The organism is Streptomyces sp. NPDC054783 (genome assembly GCF_053611725.1).
Map to the genome: position 1 here is coordinate 63,326 of NZ_JBSHAY010000013.1, position 16,003 is coordinate 79,328.

General features: G+C 72.2%; 13 protein-coding genes. 6 read left to right on the plus strand and 7 right to left on the minus strand.

The features are described from left to right. Positions 1-124 precede the first annotated feature (124 nt). The 3 genes from ACWGJ5_RS23070 to ACWGJ5_RS23080 are packed head-to-tail and all read right to left on the minus strand — an operon-like array spanning position 125 to position 3,724. Entirely contained in the window at positions 125-754 is a 630-nt protein-coding gene (locus tag ACWGJ5_RS23070) for a TetR/AcrR family transcriptional regulator (RefSeq protein WP_453311564.1), read from the minus strand. Positions 755-801: 47 nt separating this feature from the next. Beyond that, positions 802-2,886: a YhgE/Pip family protein gene (locus ACWGJ5_RS23075; protein ID WP_453311565.1), complete on the minus strand. Its 2,085-nt coding sequence runs from the start codon at positions 2,884-2,886 to the stop codon at positions 802-804. Then, positions 2,873-3,724 (minus strand): ATP-binding cassette domain-containing protein, encoded by an 852-nt coding sequence (locus ACWGJ5_RS23080; RefSeq protein ID WP_453311566.1) that lies wholly within the window; start codon positions 3,722-3,724, stop codon positions 2,873-2,875. Before ACWGJ5_RS23080 ends, ACWGJ5_RS23075 begins: the two co-directional genes overlap by 14 nt. 165 nt (positions 3,725-3,889) lie before the next feature. Between ACWGJ5_RS23080 and ACWGJ5_RS23085 the strand changes: the two genes are divergently transcribed. The 3 genes from ACWGJ5_RS23085 to ACWGJ5_RS23095 all read left to right on the plus strand — a co-directional run bounded on the left by ACWGJ5_RS23085 (position 3,890) and on the right by ACWGJ5_RS23095 (position 6,054). Continuing rightward, a complete protein-coding gene (locus ACWGJ5_RS23085) occupies positions 3,890-4,453 on the plus strand; it encodes an SAV_6107 family HEPN domain-containing protein (RefSeq protein WP_385314789.1) in 564 nt (187 codons plus the stop codon). Positions 4,454-4,619: 166 nt separating this feature from the next. Continuing rightward, a complete protein-coding gene (locus tag ACWGJ5_RS23090) occupies positions 4,620-5,390 on the plus strand; it encodes a methyltransferase (RefSeq protein ID WP_453311567.1) in 771 nt (256 codons plus the stop codon). 277 nt (positions 5,391-5,667) lie between these two features. Further along, positions 5,668-6,054, plus strand: a complete 387-nt coding sequence (locus ACWGJ5_RS23095; RefSeq protein ID WP_453311568.1) for a DUF3040 domain-containing protein — start codon at positions 5,668-5,670, stop codon at positions 6,052-6,054. Between the two features lie 88 nt (positions 6,055-6,142). Here ACWGJ5_RS23095 and ACWGJ5_RS23100 read toward each other — a convergent pair whose 3' ends face one another. From ACWGJ5_RS23100 to ACWGJ5_RS23115, 4 genes are all read right to left on the minus strand, one after another. Next, a complete protein-coding gene (locus ACWGJ5_RS23100; protein WP_453311569.1) occupies positions 6,143-8,530 on the minus strand; it encodes a transglutaminase TgpA family protein in 2,388 nt (795 codons plus the stop codon). Beyond that, positions 8,527-9,888, minus strand: a complete 1,362-nt coding sequence (locus ACWGJ5_RS23105; protein WP_453311570.1) for a DUF58 domain-containing protein — start codon at positions 9,886-9,888, stop codon at positions 8,527-8,529. Before ACWGJ5_RS23105 ends, ACWGJ5_RS23100 begins: the two co-directional genes overlap by 4 nt. Then, the gene (locus ACWGJ5_RS23110; protein WP_453311571.1) at positions 9,888-10,928 is read right to left on the minus strand and encodes an AAA family ATPase; all 1,041 of its coding nucleotides are present in this window, start codon (positions 10,926-10,928) and stop codon (positions 9,888-9,890) included. Before ACWGJ5_RS23110 ends, ACWGJ5_RS23105 begins: the two co-directional genes overlap by 1 nt. A 253-nt stretch (positions 10,929-11,181) precedes the next feature. Beyond that, positions 11,182-11,730 carry a beta-class carbonic anhydrase gene (locus ACWGJ5_RS23115; RefSeq protein ID WP_453311572.1) on the minus strand — a complete coding sequence of 183 codons (549 nt, stop codon included), beginning with the start codon at positions 11,728-11,730 and terminating at the stop codon, positions 11,182-11,184. A 421-nt stretch (positions 11,731-12,151) separates the two neighbouring features. Between ACWGJ5_RS23115 and rsmH the strand changes: the two genes are divergently transcribed. The 3 genes from rsmH to ACWGJ5_RS23130 all read left to right on the plus strand — a co-directional run bounded on the left by rsmH (position 12,152) and on the right by ACWGJ5_RS23130 (position 15,998). Continuing rightward, positions 12,152-13,108: a 16S rRNA (cytosine(1402)-N(4))-methyltransferase RsmH gene (rsmH, locus tag ACWGJ5_RS23120; protein ID WP_453311573.1), complete on the plus strand. Its 957-nt coding sequence runs from the start codon at positions 12,152-12,154 to the stop codon at positions 13,106-13,108. A 72-nt stretch (positions 13,109-13,180) separates the two neighbouring features. Beyond that, positions 13,181-13,822 carry a septum formation initiator family protein gene (locus ACWGJ5_RS23125; protein WP_453311574.1) on the plus strand — a complete coding sequence of 214 codons (642 nt, stop codon included), beginning with the start codon at positions 13,181-13,183 and terminating at the stop codon, positions 13,820-13,822. Positions 13,823-14,036: 214 nt separating this feature from the next. Continuing rightward, positions 14,037-15,998, plus strand: a complete 1,962-nt coding sequence (locus tag ACWGJ5_RS23130; protein WP_453311575.1) for a penicillin-binding transpeptidase domain-containing protein — start codon at positions 14,037-14,039, stop codon at positions 15,996-15,998. Positions 15,999-16,003: the final 5 nt, after the last annotated feature.

The following is a 16,003-nucleotide window of genomic DNA, read 5'->3' on the forward strand; positions in this document are numbered from 1 at the left end:
CGATCCGTCGGCGGAAGCGAGCCGGGGGACCCGGGGACGACCACCCACGGGGGACCACAGGGGGAGTACGGGGGAGTGGGAGGGCGCCGGTCCGGCAGCGGACCGGCGCCCTCCTCGTACGTGCTCAGCCCTTGCCGCTCACGCGCCCCTGCAGCAGCCGCGACAGGGCCGCGTGGACGTCGTCCAGCGACCGCTCCGGCTGGAAGGACTTCCAGTCCAGCGCGGCCACCAGGACCATGCCGACCAGCGCGGCCGCCGTCAGCTGGACGTCGATCTCGTCGCTGAACTCTCCGGCCGCCACGCCCTCGCGCAGCACCTGCTCGACCACCGCGACGGCCTCCTGCCGGACCACCATCAGCGTGGACTGCCAGGCCCGGTTGGTGCGCCACAGCTCGGCCACGTACAGCTGGGTGAAGGCCGGGTAGCGGTCGATGAAGACCAGGCCCGCGCGGACCATCGCGTCCAGTGCGTCCACCTTGCTGCCGCCGGCCCGCGCGGTCTGCTCTGCCGCCTCCTGCAGAGAGGCGGTGAGCAGGCCCACCCCGTGCCGCAGCAACTCCTCGAAGAGGACCGACTTGCTCGCGAAGTTGTAGTAGACCGTCCCCTTCGCGACCCCCGCCCGCTCCGCGATCTCGTCCACCGTGGTGGCGGAGAAGCCCTGCTCGGCGATGAGCGTGACGGCCGCCTCGTAGAGCTTCTGCCGGGTGGCCTCGCGGCGCGTGCTGCCGCCGGACCTGGCGCTGCTGCTTTCCATGGCCCTGATTCTCACAGGTACGCGCGCGTGCGGGGCATCCCCCTCGATCACAGGCTCAGCTCCGGGTGCAGCCGGTCCAGGGTCCACACCTGGCGGCGTCGGGCCGCGAGGGCGGTCAGCGCGAGCGCGCCCGCGGTGAACGCGGCCAGCACACCGCATGCCTGCCAGACCGGGCCGAGCCCGCCGCCGGTGATCAGCCGGCGCAGCGCCTCCACGATGTAGCTCATCGGCAGGAACGGGTGGATCGCGTTGAAGAAGCCCGGGCTGGTCTGTACCGGGTAGGTGCCGCCCGCCGAGGTCAGCTGGAGCATCAGCAGCGCGAGCACCAGGATCCGGCCGGCCGCGCCGAAGCGGGCGTTCAGCCACTGCACGATCGCCCCGAAGCACGCCGTGACCAGGCACAGGAAGCCGATCGTGCCGGCCGCGCGGAGCATCTGCAGACCGATCGCCCAGTGCAGTACGGCCATCAGCGCGGCCACCTGGAGCGCGCCCACGGCGACCACCGGCAGCCAGCCGGCGAGCGCGATCCGCCAGGCCGGCGAACCGGCCGCCAGGGCGCGCCGGTTGAGCGGCGGGATGAGCATGTAGGCGACCATCGCGCCCACCCACAGGGACAGCGGGATGAAGTACGGGGCGAATCCGGTGCCGTAGTTCGGCGCCTTGTGCAGGTCGTGCGAGGCCAGCTGGACCGGGTCGGCCATCACACCGGTGCGCCGGTCGCGGTCCTTCTTGTCGTAGTCCGGGATCTTCCCGGCGCCGTCGTGCAGTCCGCCGGCGAGCTTTCCGGAGCCGTCGGACAGCTTGTACAGGCCGCCGTTCAGGGTCGTGGCGCCCGACGCGGCCGTCCCGATGCCGTTGTCCAGCGTGGTCGCGCCGGTCTGTGCGGTGCCGAGCCCGGTGTGCAGCTTCTTGGCGCCGTCGGCGACCTTCTGAGCACCGGTGTTCAGCTTGTCGATCTTCTTGACGGCGTCCTCGACGTCCTCGTACAGGTGCGGTGCGCGCTTTTCGAGGGCCGTGGCCTGCTTCTGGAGGGTGCCGAGGTTGTCCCGCATCGTCTTCAGGCCCCCGTCCTGGTCCGCGATCAGCGTGTTGAGGCCGTCGGCGACGGTGGCCACCTCGGCGGCGGCCGTCTTGGCCCGCTTCAGCTGGGGGCAGTACGGGTCGGGAACGGCCGCGGTCTCGCAGCGCGCCTTGTAGATCTCCTCCAGGACGGCGGAGTTCGTGTGGGCGGTCTTCGCGGCGCCCGGGGCGAGCTTCACCAGGACGTCGAGGTTGTCCTTGACGGTCTTGGCCGAGTCGGCGACCAGGCGCGCGGTGTCCCCGATGGTCTTCTCGTTGTCCTTGAGGTAGGGGCCTGCCTTGTCGTGGACGCCGTCGACCTTGTCGGCGAGCGCCTGGGTGCCGTCGGCGACCCCGCGGGAGCCGTCCTGGAGGTCACCGGCGCCCGTGTTCAGCTTCTTCAGGCCCTTGACCAGCTTGCCGCTGCCGCTCTTGGCGTCCTTCAGCCCGTCGGCCAGGTTCTCCGAGCCCTTCTCGGCCTTCCCTATGCCGGTGTTCAGCCGGTCGGCGCCCTCGGCGGCCGTGACGGTCTTGTCGTGGATGTCGGAGAACGAGACGAAGATCTTGTCCAGGAAGGTCCGGGAGGCCTTGGCGGAGGCGGCCGAGCGGACCTCGTGGAAGACTGTCCGGGAGATCTGGCCGACGATGTAGTTGTTCGCGTCGTTGGTGCGCACCTGAAGGGCGCCGGTCTCCGGGGAGTCGCCGGAGCTGGAGGCGATCCGCCGGCTGAGGTCCGCCGGCATGGTCAGCGACAGGTAGTAGGTGCCGTTCTCGACGCCCTCGCGGGCCTCCTCGTCGCTCACCTCGTGCCACTCGAAGCTCCGGCTGTCGCGCAGTCCGTCCACGATGTCGTCGCCGGCGGTGATCCTCTTCCCGCCCGCGGTGGCACCCTTGTCGTCGTTCACCAGGGCCACCGGGATGCGGTCCAGACGGCCGTACGGGTCCCAGAAGGACCACAGGTACAGGGCGCCGTAGAGCAGCGGCAGCACGAGCAGCGCGACCAGGGCGGCGCGCGGCAGCCGCCCGCGCCCGAAGCGCCTCAGCTCGAGCACGGCCAGCCTAGGCGAGCGCATCGACGTCCTCCTTCGGATCGCTCTTTACGTGCGGGTCGCCCTTCTCGCTCCCGTCGCCCGTGCCGGCCTCGGCTTCGGTGTCCTGCGCATCGCCCGTACCGGCCTCCGCCGGGGCTTCCTCGTCGGCCGTGCCGGCCTCTGCGCCCGTGTCCCTCGGCCCGGTCGGTACGACGACGCAGTCGCCGGGGGCCGTGCGGCAGACAACTGCCACCGTCGTCCCCGCGCGCGTGAGCGAGCGCAGCAGCTCCCACAGTTCGGCGCGCTCGGCGTCCGACAGCTTGGTGTCGATGTCGTCGACGCCGAGCAGTCCGGGCCTGCCGAGCAGCGCCAGGGCGATGGACAGGCGCAGTTCCTGCGGCCGCTCCAGGTCGCGCACGGCCGTCCGGGAGCCCTTGGGCAGCGTCTCCAGGTCGAGTCCGGCGGCGGCCAGGGCCGCGTCGACGCGCAGCCGTGCCTCGTACACGCGCTGGGTGCGCGGGCGCAGCAGTTCGCGCAGGGAGTCGCCGAAACGGCTCTGCAGCAGGGCCCGTTCGCGCAGGTGCTCGCCGACGGTCAGGGCCGGCTCCAGATCGGTCACCCCGGCCACGTTGGCCACCGCGCTGACTCGGCGCAGCCGGGCCATGTGCCTCGGGAGCCGGAAACCGCCGACGGTGGCCGTGCCCGCGGTGGGCTTCATCCGTCCGGTGAGTGCGAGCAGCAGGCACGTGCGCCCGGAGCCGGACGGTCCCTCGATCGCGATGAGTGAGCCGGGCCCCGCCTCGAGGGTGACGCCGCGGAAGGCCCACCCCCGCGGTCCCTTGAGGCCAAGGCCCTCGGCCCTGACGTGCACACCGTCCACAAGCCCCCCTGCGGCTTCGTGTTTTTGAACTGACTGGTCAGTGCAAAAGTACGCCCGAACCTACGATCGAGGCAAAGTCCCAGGTCAGAACGGATTGTCAGTGCCATACCTCACGATGGGCACATACGGCACCCGTGCCGTCACCCAGACGACAGGAGGTTCGTCATGGCCAACCCGTCCGCAGCCGCCGCCCGCCGGCGCCGCGCCACCGGCCCTGCCCCCTCACTGACCGGCCCGGCGAGCGACGTGCACCCCGTGCTCCGCCGGACCACGGCCCCGCCCGCCGCCCTCGACCTGCTCGCCCAGGCCCGTGCCGCACTGGATGAGGCCACCGTCCTGGAAACACCGAACGAGCGCTATGCGACGGCCCACCTCGCCGCCCTGCGCACCGCCGCCGCCGTGCTCGCCGCCCGCGGCCGCCCCGAGACCTCCCCGCGCCGCCGCGCCCGGATCCGCAGCGCCTGGGAGGTACTGCCCGAGATCACCCCCGAACTGACCGAGTGGAGCGCGCTGTTCGCCTCCGGCGCCGCCCGCCGCGCCCGCGCCGAGGCCGGCATCCAGGGCGCGGCGAGCCGCCGCGACGCCGACGACCTGATACGGGACGTGGCGATGTTCCTGCGCATCGTCGAGCGGATGCTCGTCCTCCAGCCGGTCCTGCCCCAGCCCCGCCAGGACCCCGGAGAACCGGACGGCCCGAGAGCGCGCGGTGACCTTCCGGACGCGGGCTGACCACCGGCCAGGAGCGGCCCCGCAGGCGAGCGGAGGGAAGGGTCGTCCGGCGTGCGAGACGCGGACGGCGGTACCCGCCCGCGGTGACCGGGTACGGCAGTCAAGGCAATAGGGTGGAGGACGTCTGAAGCCTTCAGCCTTCCGCCCTGCCGAGGAGTCAACTGCCGTGTCGGACCCGATGCGCCCCCGCGCCTCCCTGCGTACCGCCGTGGTCTGGGAGGTCCTCCAGGACGCCCTCGACCGCCGGGTCAAGGCCACGGGCCGGGAGTCGCTGGACGTCCTCGACACCGGAGGCGGCAGCGGCAACTTCGCCGTGCCCGTCGCCCGGCTCGGTCATCGCGTCACCGTCGTGGACCCCAGCCCCAACGCGCTGTTCGCGCTGGAGCGCCGGGCCGCCGAGGCCGGCGTCGCCGAGCGCGTCCGGGGCGTCCAGGGCGACGCGCACGGCCTGTTCGACGTGGTCGAGCGAGGTGGCTACGACGTCGTACTGTGCCATGGCGTCCTGGAGTACGTGGACGACCCGGCCGAGGGCATCCGCAACGCCGTCGCCGCGCTGCGCTCCGAGGGTGTCCTCAGCCTGCTCGCCGCCGGCCTCGGCGGCGCCGTGCTCGCCCGCGCCCTCGCCGGCCACTTCACGGAGGCCCGGCAGGCGCTGCAGGACCCCGAGGGCCGCTGGGGTGCCGGCGACCCGATGCCGCGCCGGTTCACCGCCGAGCAGCTCACCACGCTGGTGGAGGGCGCGGGCCTGAAGGTCGGCGCCGTGCACGGCGTGCGGGTCTTCGCCGACCTGGTCCCCGGCGTCCTCGTGGACACCGAGCCCAGTGCCCTGGACGCGCTCCTCAAGCTGGAGGCCGCCGCGGCCGAGCAGCCCGCCTTCCACTCCGTCGCCACCCAGCTGCATGTGCTCGGTGAGACGCCGGGTGCCGCCGAGGCCTGAGCGGACGACCGTGACCCGCCGCTGATCAGGGCCTCGGCGGCGGATGGAGTACGCCACAAGACCCCCGATCGAGGGGTTTGCGCCGTATGATCGAGGTACACCACCCGGCATGACGGGTCGGCCGCCGGGGAATGGAAGCCTCAGCGAGCCGGGACGGCCATGACGGATTCCGGTTGGCCAATTGGCGTAGAGGGGCGGGTTTCACGGGGGCGATTCCCTGCCTATCCTGAAGGGACCCCCCGGGTCGCCCCGGCGACTGCACGATGAGGAGGACTCCGTGCCGCTCTCGGAGCACGAGCAGCGCATGCTCGAGCAGATGGAGCGAGCGCTGTACGCCGAAGATCCCAAGTTCGCGTCAGCGCTTGAGGGAAACGGGCTGCGGACGTACACCCGGCGGCGGGTCTACCAGGCGGTTGCGGGCTTCCTCATTGGTATCGCGCTCCTCATGACCGGAATGGTCATGCAGCTGATCTGGGTCAGTGTGGTGGGTTTCCTCGTCATGCTGGGCTGTGCCGTACTCGCCGTCACCGGCTGGCGCAAGGCCCCGAAGCCGGGCGAGCAGCCCGCGGCGGGTGCCGTTCGTCGCCAGGTGCGGCCGAAGCGTTCCATGATGGAGCGGATCGAGGAGCGCTGGCAGCGCCGCCGGGACGAACAGGGCCACTGACCTCCGGTCGTTTCCGCGGACGCGGGCGACGACGACAGACAACGGACGAGGGGCGACCATCGCCGGTGGTCGCCCCTCACCCATGCTCTCAGCCCTGCTGCTGCGACGGCCGGCGCACACCGTTGGGCCGGGCCCCCGCCACCCGCGCCCTGAGCGCCGACCAGCGGGCCGACACCGCCCACAGCACACGCACCGACGAGCGGGGCAGGAACAGCGCCCGCAGCCGCGTGCCGGTACTCGCCGTGCCCCGCAGCCCCTCGATCAACCGGCGCACGTCCGCCGCCGTACCCGCCACCGGGCGCGGCCGGGGCGCGTACAGCACCTGCTCCACCGCGTCCGCGACCCGGTGCACCGCGGCCCCGGTAACCGGGTCCAGCCGACCCAGCTCGACGATCCGCGCGGCCGCCCGCCGCGGGGTCAGCGACTCGTCCGGCGCGATGCCGTGGTCCCAGGCGCTGTCCGTCAACTCCCGCCAGGCGCCCAGGGTGTGCGCCGCCGCGCCCTGCTCGGTCCGGGCGTGCCCGCCGAGCCGCACCGAGCGCACCCGCATCCGCCACAGCAGCGGCGACAGCGGAAGCGCCAGGACCACCAGCGCGGCCACACCGATCAGCAGATACCACCACGGGCCCGGGCCACCGCCGCCGCTGTGCGGGGCCGCCGCGGCGGACGCGGTGTCGCAGCCCTGCAGCTTGACCAGCTCGGGCGTGCAGCTCTGGCTGGAAGAGGCCGACGCCGAGGGCGCCGCGGACGACTGGTGCGACGGCAGGTCCTGGTCCGGCAGCGAGGTACCGGGCGTGTCCGACTGGGTGTACGACGGCATGGTGCCGCGGGTCGGGGTCGGCTCGAAGCGCGTCCACCCCACACCCTCGAAGTACAGCTCGGGCCAGGCGTGGGCGTCCTTCTGGTTCACCGCGATCGTGCCGTCGGCCTGCGGGGTGCCGGGCGCGAAGCCCACCGCGACCCGGGCCGGGATGCCCAGGGTGCGGGCCATCGCCGCCATGGCGAAGGAGAAGTGGACGCAGAAGCCCTCCTTCTTCTTCAGGAAGTTGGCGATGGCGTCGGGGCCGCGGCCGACCTCGACCTGGGTGTCGTACTGGAAGCCGCCCGTGACGGAGAAGTAGTCCTGGAGTTTGACGGCCTCCTCGTAGTGGCTGCGTGCGCCCGCCGTGATCTCCTTGGCGGTCTTGGCCACCACCTTCGGCAGCGCGGACGGCACCTTCGTGTACTCGCGCTTCAGGGCCGCCGGCGGTTCCGGCGCGCTGGACAGCTGCTCGGCGGTCGGCTGCACGTCCAGGCTGGTCACCTGGTAGGTCTCGCCACGCGTGGTCTGGTCGCGGTCCCCGACCAGGGTCATACCGACGGGCTCGTAGCGCCACCGGCCGCCGATCTTCACACCGCTCGGCGGATACGGCATCGGCAGCCAGTCCTGGGCGTACCAGTCCGACGCCGTGACCGTGGTCGTCACCGTGCCGCGTTTGACGTCACCGCCGAGGCCGATGGGCGTGGGGAACTGCGTCGGCACGCCCACGATGTGCCGCTGGGCCGGTTTCCAGGTGGTGCCGTCGAAGTCGTCCAGGGAGACGATCCGCAGATACAGGTCCGAGATGTCGTCCGTGCTGGTCTTGAGAGACAGCACCTGGCGGTCGTTGTTCGTGTTCAGGCTGTCGCGCAGCGACACCAGCGGGTTCACCGCGGAGATCGTGCCGCCGTTGCCGTCGCCGACCCCCACGCCCGTGCCGGCGGTGTCCAGCAGGCCTCCCTGCATCGCGGGCAGGACGAGCGGCACCACCAGGGCCGCACCGAGCGCGACCGCGCCGATCCGGCGCCCGGTGCGCACCGGGGCAACCGCGCCGCCCTCCGGGGAGGCCGGGGAACGCGGAGCGCCGCCGAAGACCCGGCCCCACTGCGCCAGCCGGTCCCTGCCCTCCGCCAGCAGCAGCATCAGATAGCCGGCCGCGGCCACCAGGAACCACAGCCAGTCGGCCCCGCCGTCGGACAGCCCGGCGGCCACGGAGTACAGCGCGAGCAGCGGCAGCCCGGCCGGGGCCGCGCTGCGGAAGGTCACCGCGAGCGTGTCCACCAGCAAGCCGATCAGCAGCACGCCACCGATCAGCATCAGCTTGATGCCGTCGGTCAGCGGCGCCGGTATCGCGTACTCGCTGACGTCGTTCGAGCCCTGCTGGAGCAGGTCGGTCAGGTACCGGAAGGCGTCCGGGCCGGGGATCAGCCCGATGACCGCGTGCTCCCGGGCGAAGACCAGGGTCAGCAGCACCAGGGTGACCAGCGCCTGCGCCGCCACGGTCAGCGGCCGGCCCAGCGGCACCCGGCGGGCCGCCGCGCCCACCCCGGTCTGCACGGCCACCAGCGGGACCAGTTGCAGCAGCCAGGTCGGCTCCGCCACCAGGGGCAGCAGCGCGCTGGACGCCATCAGCGTGGCCGCGGCCGCGCACAGTGCCAGTCGTGCCCGCCCGCTCATCGCACCGCCTCCCCGCCGACTGCGGCCAGGCCCGAGCGCTCCCGGTCCGCCTGCTGCCACAGCCCGTTCAGCGCGGCGCCGCGCGGCACGCTCAGCGCCGTCCAGCCCGCCTCGCGCAGCATCCGCAGCCGCTCGGCGTGCCGGTCGCCCGGCTGCGGCACATCGGTCGCCTCCCGTACCCAGGTGTCCGGATCCAGCACGAAGGCGACGGCACCGCCGCTGCGCCGGCTCATCTTGGCGACCGTCGCGGCCTGCTCCTCGTCCAGGTCGCCCAGGAAGGCGATCAGCAGCCCCTCGTTGCCGCCGCGCAGCACGTCGTACGCCCGGGACAGGCCCGTGCCGTCGGAGTGGTCGATCACCGCGAGGGTGTCCATCATCAGCCCGGCCGCCTCCGCGGTCTCCTGGCCGGTGCCCGCGAACCCGTCGGCGCCCGCGCCGGGCACCACGCTGCCGCTGTCGGTCAGCAGCCGTACCGAGAAGCCGTGTTCGAGCATGTGCACCAGCACCGAGGCGGCACCGGAGACGGCCCACTCGAAGGCCGAGTCGGGGCCCGCGCCCTCGAACGCGCCGCCCCGGGTGTCCAGCAGGACGGTGCAGCGGGAGCGCCGGGGCTGCTCCTCACGGCGCACCATCAGCTCGCCGTAGCGCGCGGTGGACCGCCAGTGCACCCGGCGCAGGTCGTCGCCGTAGCGGTAGCCGCGCGGGATCACGTCGTCCTCGCCGGCCAGGGCCAGTGAGCGCTGCCGCCCGTCGCCGTAGCCCTTGGCCTCACCGCTGAAGCGGACCGGGGCGAGCGGCTCCACGCGCGGGATGACCGTGAGGGTGTCGAACGCCGAGAAGGAGCGGGTGAGTTCGCACATCCCGAAGGGGTCCGTCAGCCGCAGCTGCAGCGGGCCCAGCGGATAGCGGCCACGCAGGTCGGAGCGGACCCGGTAGGAGACCTCGCGGTGGCCGCCCGGCTCCACCCGGTCCAGCACGAACCTGGGGCGCGGCCCGAGGACGTACGGCACGCGGTCCTGGAGCATCAGCAGGCCGGTGGGCAGCCGGGAGACGTTGTCCATCCGCAGATGCACCCGGGCCTCGCTGCCGGCCGGCACGCGCGCGGGGGAGAGCCGGCGGGTGCCGACCACCCGGTAGCGCGTGCGGTACACCACGGTCGCGCAGATCACCGGCAGTGCGGCCAGCAGCAGCCCGACCCGCAGCAGATCGCTCTGGCCCAGCACGTACGCGCAGATCGCCGCCGCGATCCCGGCCGCCAGGAAGGAGCGACCGCGGGTCGTCAGGCCCGCCAGGGCGGTACGAACACCGCCGCTCTCCCCGCGGTCGGCCTCCGCCTGCCCCGTCCCCCCGGCACTCATCACAGACTCCGCGGGGGCTGCTGGGGATACGCCGGAACGCCCTGTCCGAGGCCGCCGAAGCCGCTGTGCGGGCCCGGTGCCGCGGGCACCGGGGTGTGCTGGAGGATCTCCCGCACGACCTGCTCGGCGGTACGGCGGTTCAGCTGGGCCTGGGCGGTGGGCAGCAGGCGGTGCGCGAGGACGGCGACGGCGAGTGCCTGGACGTCGTCCGGCAGCGCGTACTCCCGGCCGGCGAGGGCCGCGGACGCCTTCGCGGCGCGCAGCAGATGCAGCGTCGCGCGCGGGGAGGCGCCGAGTCTGAGGTCGGGGTGGGTGCGGGTGGCGGCGACCAGCTCCACCGCGTACCGCCGGACCGGCTCGGAGACGTGCACGGTGCGCACGGCCTCGACGAGTTTCACGATCTCGTGGGCGTGCGCCACCGGCTGCAGGTCCTCCAGCGGGCTCACCCCGCCGTGGATGTCGAGCATCTGCAGCTCGGCCTCCACGCTCGGGTAACCGACGGAGACGCGGGCCATGAAACGGTCGCGCTGGGCCTCGGGCAGCGGGTAGGTGCCCTCCATCTCGACCGGGTTCTGCGTGGCCACCACCATGAAGGGGCTGGGCAGTTCGTACGTGTGCCCGTCGATGGTGACCTGCCGCTCCTCCATGGACTCGAGGAGCGCCGACTGGGTCTTGGGCGAGGCGCGGTTGATCTCGTCGCCGATCACGATCTGCGCGAAGATGGCGCCCGGCTTGAACTCGAAGTCCCGGCGCTGCTGGTCCCAGATGGACACACCGGTGATGTCCGAGGGCAGCAGGTCGGGCGTGAACTGGATGCGCCGCACCGAGCAGTCGATGGACCGCGCCAGCGCCTTGGCCAGCATCGTCTTGCCCACCCCGGGGACGTCCTCGATCAGCAGGTGGCCCTCGGCGAGCAGCACGGTCAGCGCGAGATGTACGACCTCGGGCTTGCCCTCGATCACGCCCTCCACCGAACCGCGCACCCGCTCCACCGTGGCGGTCAGATCAGTGAGGCTCGCTCGATCGTCATAGGTCGTCACCCGGCCCTCCTCGGCCCGTTCTTTCCGGGCCGACGCTGCCTGCGAAACCGGCCCACCCCGAAACACGGACACCACGCGGGAAAAGTTCCGCGTGACGCCACACCCGCATTCTTGCTGCCGTTACCGATTCGTGTCACTCGCCTGTGGACAACTGCCCGCACGATGTCGGTCTTACATCTTTTTCGACCGTATTTTCGATGCGGTGATACGGCGATGGCGGGATGATTCCGGGGCGGCCGGCCGGTGTGCCCGGTCAGGCCGGGTCGACCTCACGCAGCAGACCGGTGCGTACGTCGAACACGAAACCGCGCACGTCGTCGGTGTGCACCAGGAACGGCGAGGTACGCACGCGCTGCATGGACTGGCGCACGTCCTGGTCGACGTCCCGGAAGGACTCCACCGCCCAGGCCGGCCGCTGGCCGACCTCCATCTCCAGGTCGTGCCGGAAGTCCTCGGTGATGCTCTCCATGCCGCACCCGGTGTGGTGGATGAGCACGACGCTGCGGGTGCCGAGCGCCCGCTGGCTGATGGTCAGGGAGCGGATCACGTCGTCGGTGACGACACCGCCCGCGTTGCGGATGGTGTGACAGTCGCCGAGCTGCAGGCCGAGCGCGGCGTGCAGGTCGAGACGGGCGTCCATGCAGGCCACGACCGCGACCTTGAGAACGGGACGGGCGTCCATCCCGGGGTCGGTGAATTCGGCGGCGTACGCCTGGTTGGCCTCGACCAGGCGTTCCGTCACGGTGCCGCCATTCGTTATGGCGTCTTCGGATCCAGTGGGAACTGCTGCGGAAGTCGTCATACTCATGACGTTACTGGTCACCCCCGGTCCCGTCCTCCTGTGAGAGCGGGACAAAAAACGTCATCGTGGCTTGTTGTGAGCTATCCCATAGGGAGGACAAACCTGTCCCGGGCGGGTGAATCCCGTCGAATTGCGGCGCCTGCCGTGATGCGGTAGGCGACGCGCAGGCCGGTTGATTGACCGCGAGACAGGGTGGACTAAAGTGACGCGAAGCGGGAGACGCGGCTCTCCCTGCTGGTGAAACCCCCCGGAGACCCCGGCTCACCCCGGACCGTCTCCCCACGTGCGCGGCGCGTACGTACGGCTCGGCCTCCTCCCGCTCCCGGTCCGGCTGACGCTTCCGGCGCCGGCAGTCCCGACCCTCCACGAGCCGGCGGGGACCCGGCGGTGCGTACGGCCCGCCGGAAGATGAGAGGCCCCCTTGAGCCAGAGTCGACACGTCCCGGTGATGCTCCAGCGGTGCCTGGACCTGCTGGCGCCCGCCCTGGAGCGCCCGGGAGCGGTGGTCGTCGACTGCACTCTCGGCCTCGGCGGACACAGCGAGGCGCTGCTGACGAGGTTCCCCGAGGCGCGGCTGATCGGCCTCGACCGGGACAAGGAGGCGCTGCGCCTGTCGGGCGAGCGGCTGGCGCCCTACGGTGAGCGCGCCACCCTCGTGCACGCCGTCTACGACGAGCTGCCCGAAGTACTGCAAAAGCTCCGCATCGCGCGCGTGCAGGGCGTTCTGTTCGACCTCGGGGTCTCCTCCATGCAGCTGGACGAGGCCGACCGCGGCTTCGCCTACGCCCAGGACGCGCCGCTGGACATGCGGATGGACCAGACGAGCGGCATCAGCGCCGCCGAGGTCCTCAACACCTACCCGGCGGGCGAACTCGTGCGGATCCTGCGCGCGTACGGCGAGGAGAAGCAGGCCAAGCGGATCGTGTCCGCGATCGTGCGCGAGCGCGAGAAGGAGCCGTTCAGCAACAGCGCGCGGCTCGTCGAGCTGATCCGGGACGCTCTCCCGCAGGCCGCCAAGCGCACCGGCGGCAATCCCGCCAAGCGCACGTTCCAGGCGCTGCGCATCGAGGTCAACGGCGAACTGTCCGTCCTGGAGCGGGCGATCCCGGCGGCGGTGAAGGCCCTCGACGTGGGCGGCCGCATCGCCGTGCTGTCGTACCACTCGCTCGAAGACCGGCTGGTCAAGCAGGTGTTCGCGGCCGGGGCAGCGTCCACCGCGCCGCCCGGCCTCCCGGTCGTGCCGGAGCGCTACCAGCCGCGGCTCAAGCTGCTCACCCGGGGTGCCGAACTTCCCACCGAGGAAGAGGTCGCCGAGAACCGCCGGGCCGCACCGGCCAGGCTGCGCGGCGCCGAACGCATCAGGGAGGACGCCGAGTGACGGACACGGGCCGGTTGGATTCCCGAACTCACCGGGAGCGCCGCGAGGGCCTCCGGACCGACTGGGGGAGCCGTGAGTAGGACACCCGTACTGAGGGGGCGGGCCGCGCGGCTCGCCCGGCTCTTCCCGGCCGGCCGTGCCAGGGCCGCCCGCACCCCGTTCGTCCTGCTCGTCGTCCTGCTCCTCGGCGGCGGCCTCATCGGACTGCTGGTGCTCAACTCCGCGCTCAGCGAAGGCTCGTTCAAACTCGCCGACCTGCAGAAGCAGACGAAGAACCTCACCGACGAGGAACAGGCCCTCCAGCGGGACATCGACGCCTACTCCGCTCCCGACGCCCTCCAGCGCCGCGCCCACGAACTCGGCATGGTCCCCGGCGGCGACCCGGCCTTCCTCGGCTCGGACGGCAAGATCAAGGGCGTCCCGGGCGCCGCCGGCCCGGAGTCCGCCGCCCTGACCGACCCGGTCGCCCCCGAGTCCCTGACCCCGGCAACGGCCTCCTCCACGACCCTGGCCACGCCCACCACCCCGGCCTCAGCCACGCCCACCGTCCCGACCCCCGCCGCGCCCGCCACCCCGGCCCCGGCCACGCCGTCGCCGGCCGCCCCGCTACAGGGACAGCCCCAGTCCGCTGCCGTCGCCTCCGACCCCGCCTCGGCCGTCCCTGCGCCCCCCTCCCTCCCCCAGCCCACCCCCACCCCGACTCCCGGCAGGTGACGGAAGTGTCCGACAGGGAACCGCGCCGTCGTGTGCCCGGGCCGGTGTGCGCGCTTGGCCCGGGTGGCGGAAGGGGCGGTCGCCGGTCCGGGGTCGGTGCGGTCCGGCTCGTGCCGCGTCGGCGTCCGGCCCCGGTCGCCGTCCCGGAAGGTGTCGTGGCGCCGTTTTCGATGTCCCAGCCCATTCCGACCCCGACTCCCGGCAGGTGACGGAAGTGTCCGACAGGGAACCGCGCCGTCGTGTGCCCGGGCCGGCCAGACCGCCGCGGCCGAGCAGTGCCGTGCGGCGGCAGCCCGGGCCCGGTGCGCGTCCGGCGCGACGACCGAGTGGTGCCCGGCCGCCGGCCCAGCGGCCGCTCCGGCTCGGCAGCCCGCGGCCCCGGCTGCGCCTGGTCAGCCTCACGCTGACCCTGGTCCTGATCGCCTTCGTCGTACGGCTGCTCCAGGTGCAGGCCGTCGACGCCAGCGCGTACGCCGCGCGGGCCGAAGAGAACCGGTATGTCGTGCACACGCTGGCCGCCGAGCGCGGGGGTATCACCGACCGCGACGGCGTGGCCCTCGCCATCAGTGAGGACGCGTACGACATCACGGCCGATCCGACGATGTTCAGCAGGAAGCAGCTGAACATCGGCGACGGCCCGGAGCAGGCCGCCGCGCTGCTCTCGCCGATCCTCGGGCAGAGCCAGGCCGACATCGTGAAGAAGCTGCGGCCCCAGAACACGAACTCCCGGTACGCCCGGCTCGCCACCCGGCAGACCCCGCAGGTCTGGAAGCAGATCAAGGACCTGAAGAGCGCACTCGCCAAGAAGGCGGAGACGGACAAGACCGCCGTCAACGTGCTCGCCGGCGTCTTCGCCGACCCGAGCAGCCAGCGGGTGTATCCCAACGGCGACCTCGCCGCCGGGATACTGGGCTGGGTCAACGCCGACGGTCAGGGCGGCGGCGGCATCGAGCAGGAGCTGAACAAGCAGCTCACCGGGAAGGACGGCAAGATCCGTTACGCCCAGTCCGGCGGGCGTGAGGTGCCCACGGCGGGATCGACGGAGACGCCCGCCGTGCCCGGTTCCGACGTCGAGCTGACCATCGACCGCGACATCCAGTGGGCCGCGCAGAACGCCATCACCGAGCAGGTGGCGAAGTCCAGGGCCGACCGCGGCTACGTCGTCGTCCAGGACACCCGCACCGGGCAGATCCTGGCCATGGCCAACTCGCCCGGTTTTGACCCCAACGACCTGTCGAAGGCCGACGGCGAGGCCCTGGGCAACGCGGCCCTCCAGGACGCGTACGAGCCCGGCTCCACCGCCAAGCTGATGTCCATGGCGGCCGTGCTCCAGGAGAACGCGGCGACCCCGCTCACCCACGTCGTCGTACCCAACCGGCTGCACCGCGGCGACCGGCTCTTCCAGGACGACGTCGACCACGACACCTGGTACCTCACGCTGAACGGCGTCCTCGCCAAGTCCAGCAACATCGGCACCATCCTGGCCACCGGCCAGCTCGGCAGGACGCAGTCCGAGGCCGACAAGGTGCTCTACTCGTACCTGCGCAAGTTCGGCATCGGCAGCTACACCGGGCTCGGTTTCCCCGGCGAGACCCGCGGCATCCTCGCGCCGTACCAGAAGTGGTCCACCTCGCAGCAGTACACGATTCCTTTCGGCCAGGGCTTCTCCATCAACGCCGTACAGGCCGCCTCCGTGTACTCGACCATCGCCAACGGCGGGGTCCGGATCGAGCCGACCCTGGTGCGCGGCACCAAGGGGGCCGACGGGCGCTTCACACCCGCGCACAAGCCAAGGCAGACCCGGGTCGTCAGCGAGAGGACGGCCAGGACTCTCGCGCAGATGCTGGAGTCCGTGGTGGACGACGAGCAGGGCACCGGCATCAAGGCCCGTATTCCCGGCTACAACGTCGCCGGCAAGACCGGCACGGCCAACCGCGTGGATCCGGCCACCGGCAGGTACCGCGGCTACACGTCGTCGTTCGCCGGTTTCGCGCCCGCCGACAACCCCCGCATCACCGTCTACTGCGCCATCCAGAACGCCACCTCCGGCAGCTACTACGGCGGCCAGATCTGCGGTCCCATCTACAAGCAGGTGATGGAGTTCGCCCTGAAGACCCTCCAGGTCCCGCCGACCGGTGCGCCGGCCGCGAACCTGCCCGTCGACTACAAGCCCTGATCAGC

Bases quoted from the DNA above. Each gene is read 5' to 3' on its own strand.
- ACWGJ5_RS23070 (WP_453311564.1), bottom strand. From the start codon at position 754: ATGGAAAGCAGCAGCGCCAGGTCCGGCGGCAGCACGCGCCGCGAGGCC.
- ACWGJ5_RS23075 (WP_453311565.1), bottom strand. From the start codon at position 2,886: ATGCGCTCGCCTAGGCTGGCCGTGCTCGAGCTGAGGCGCTTCGGGCGC.
- ACWGJ5_RS23085 (WP_385314789.1), top strand. From the start codon at position 3,890: ATGGCCAACCCGTCCGCAGCCGCCGCCCGCCGGCGCCGCGCCACCGGC.
- ACWGJ5_RS23100 (WP_453311569.1), bottom strand. From the start codon at position 8,530: ATGAGCGGGCGGGCACGACTGGCACTGTGCGCGGCCGCGGCCACGCTG.
- ACWGJ5_RS23105 (WP_453311570.1), bottom strand. From the start codon at position 9,888: ATGAGTGCCGGGGGGACGGGGCAGGCGGAGGCCGACCGCGGGGAGAGC.
- ACWGJ5_RS23115 (WP_453311572.1), bottom strand. From the start codon at position 11,730: ATGACGACTTCCGCAGCAGTTCCCACTGGATCCGAAGACGCCATAACG.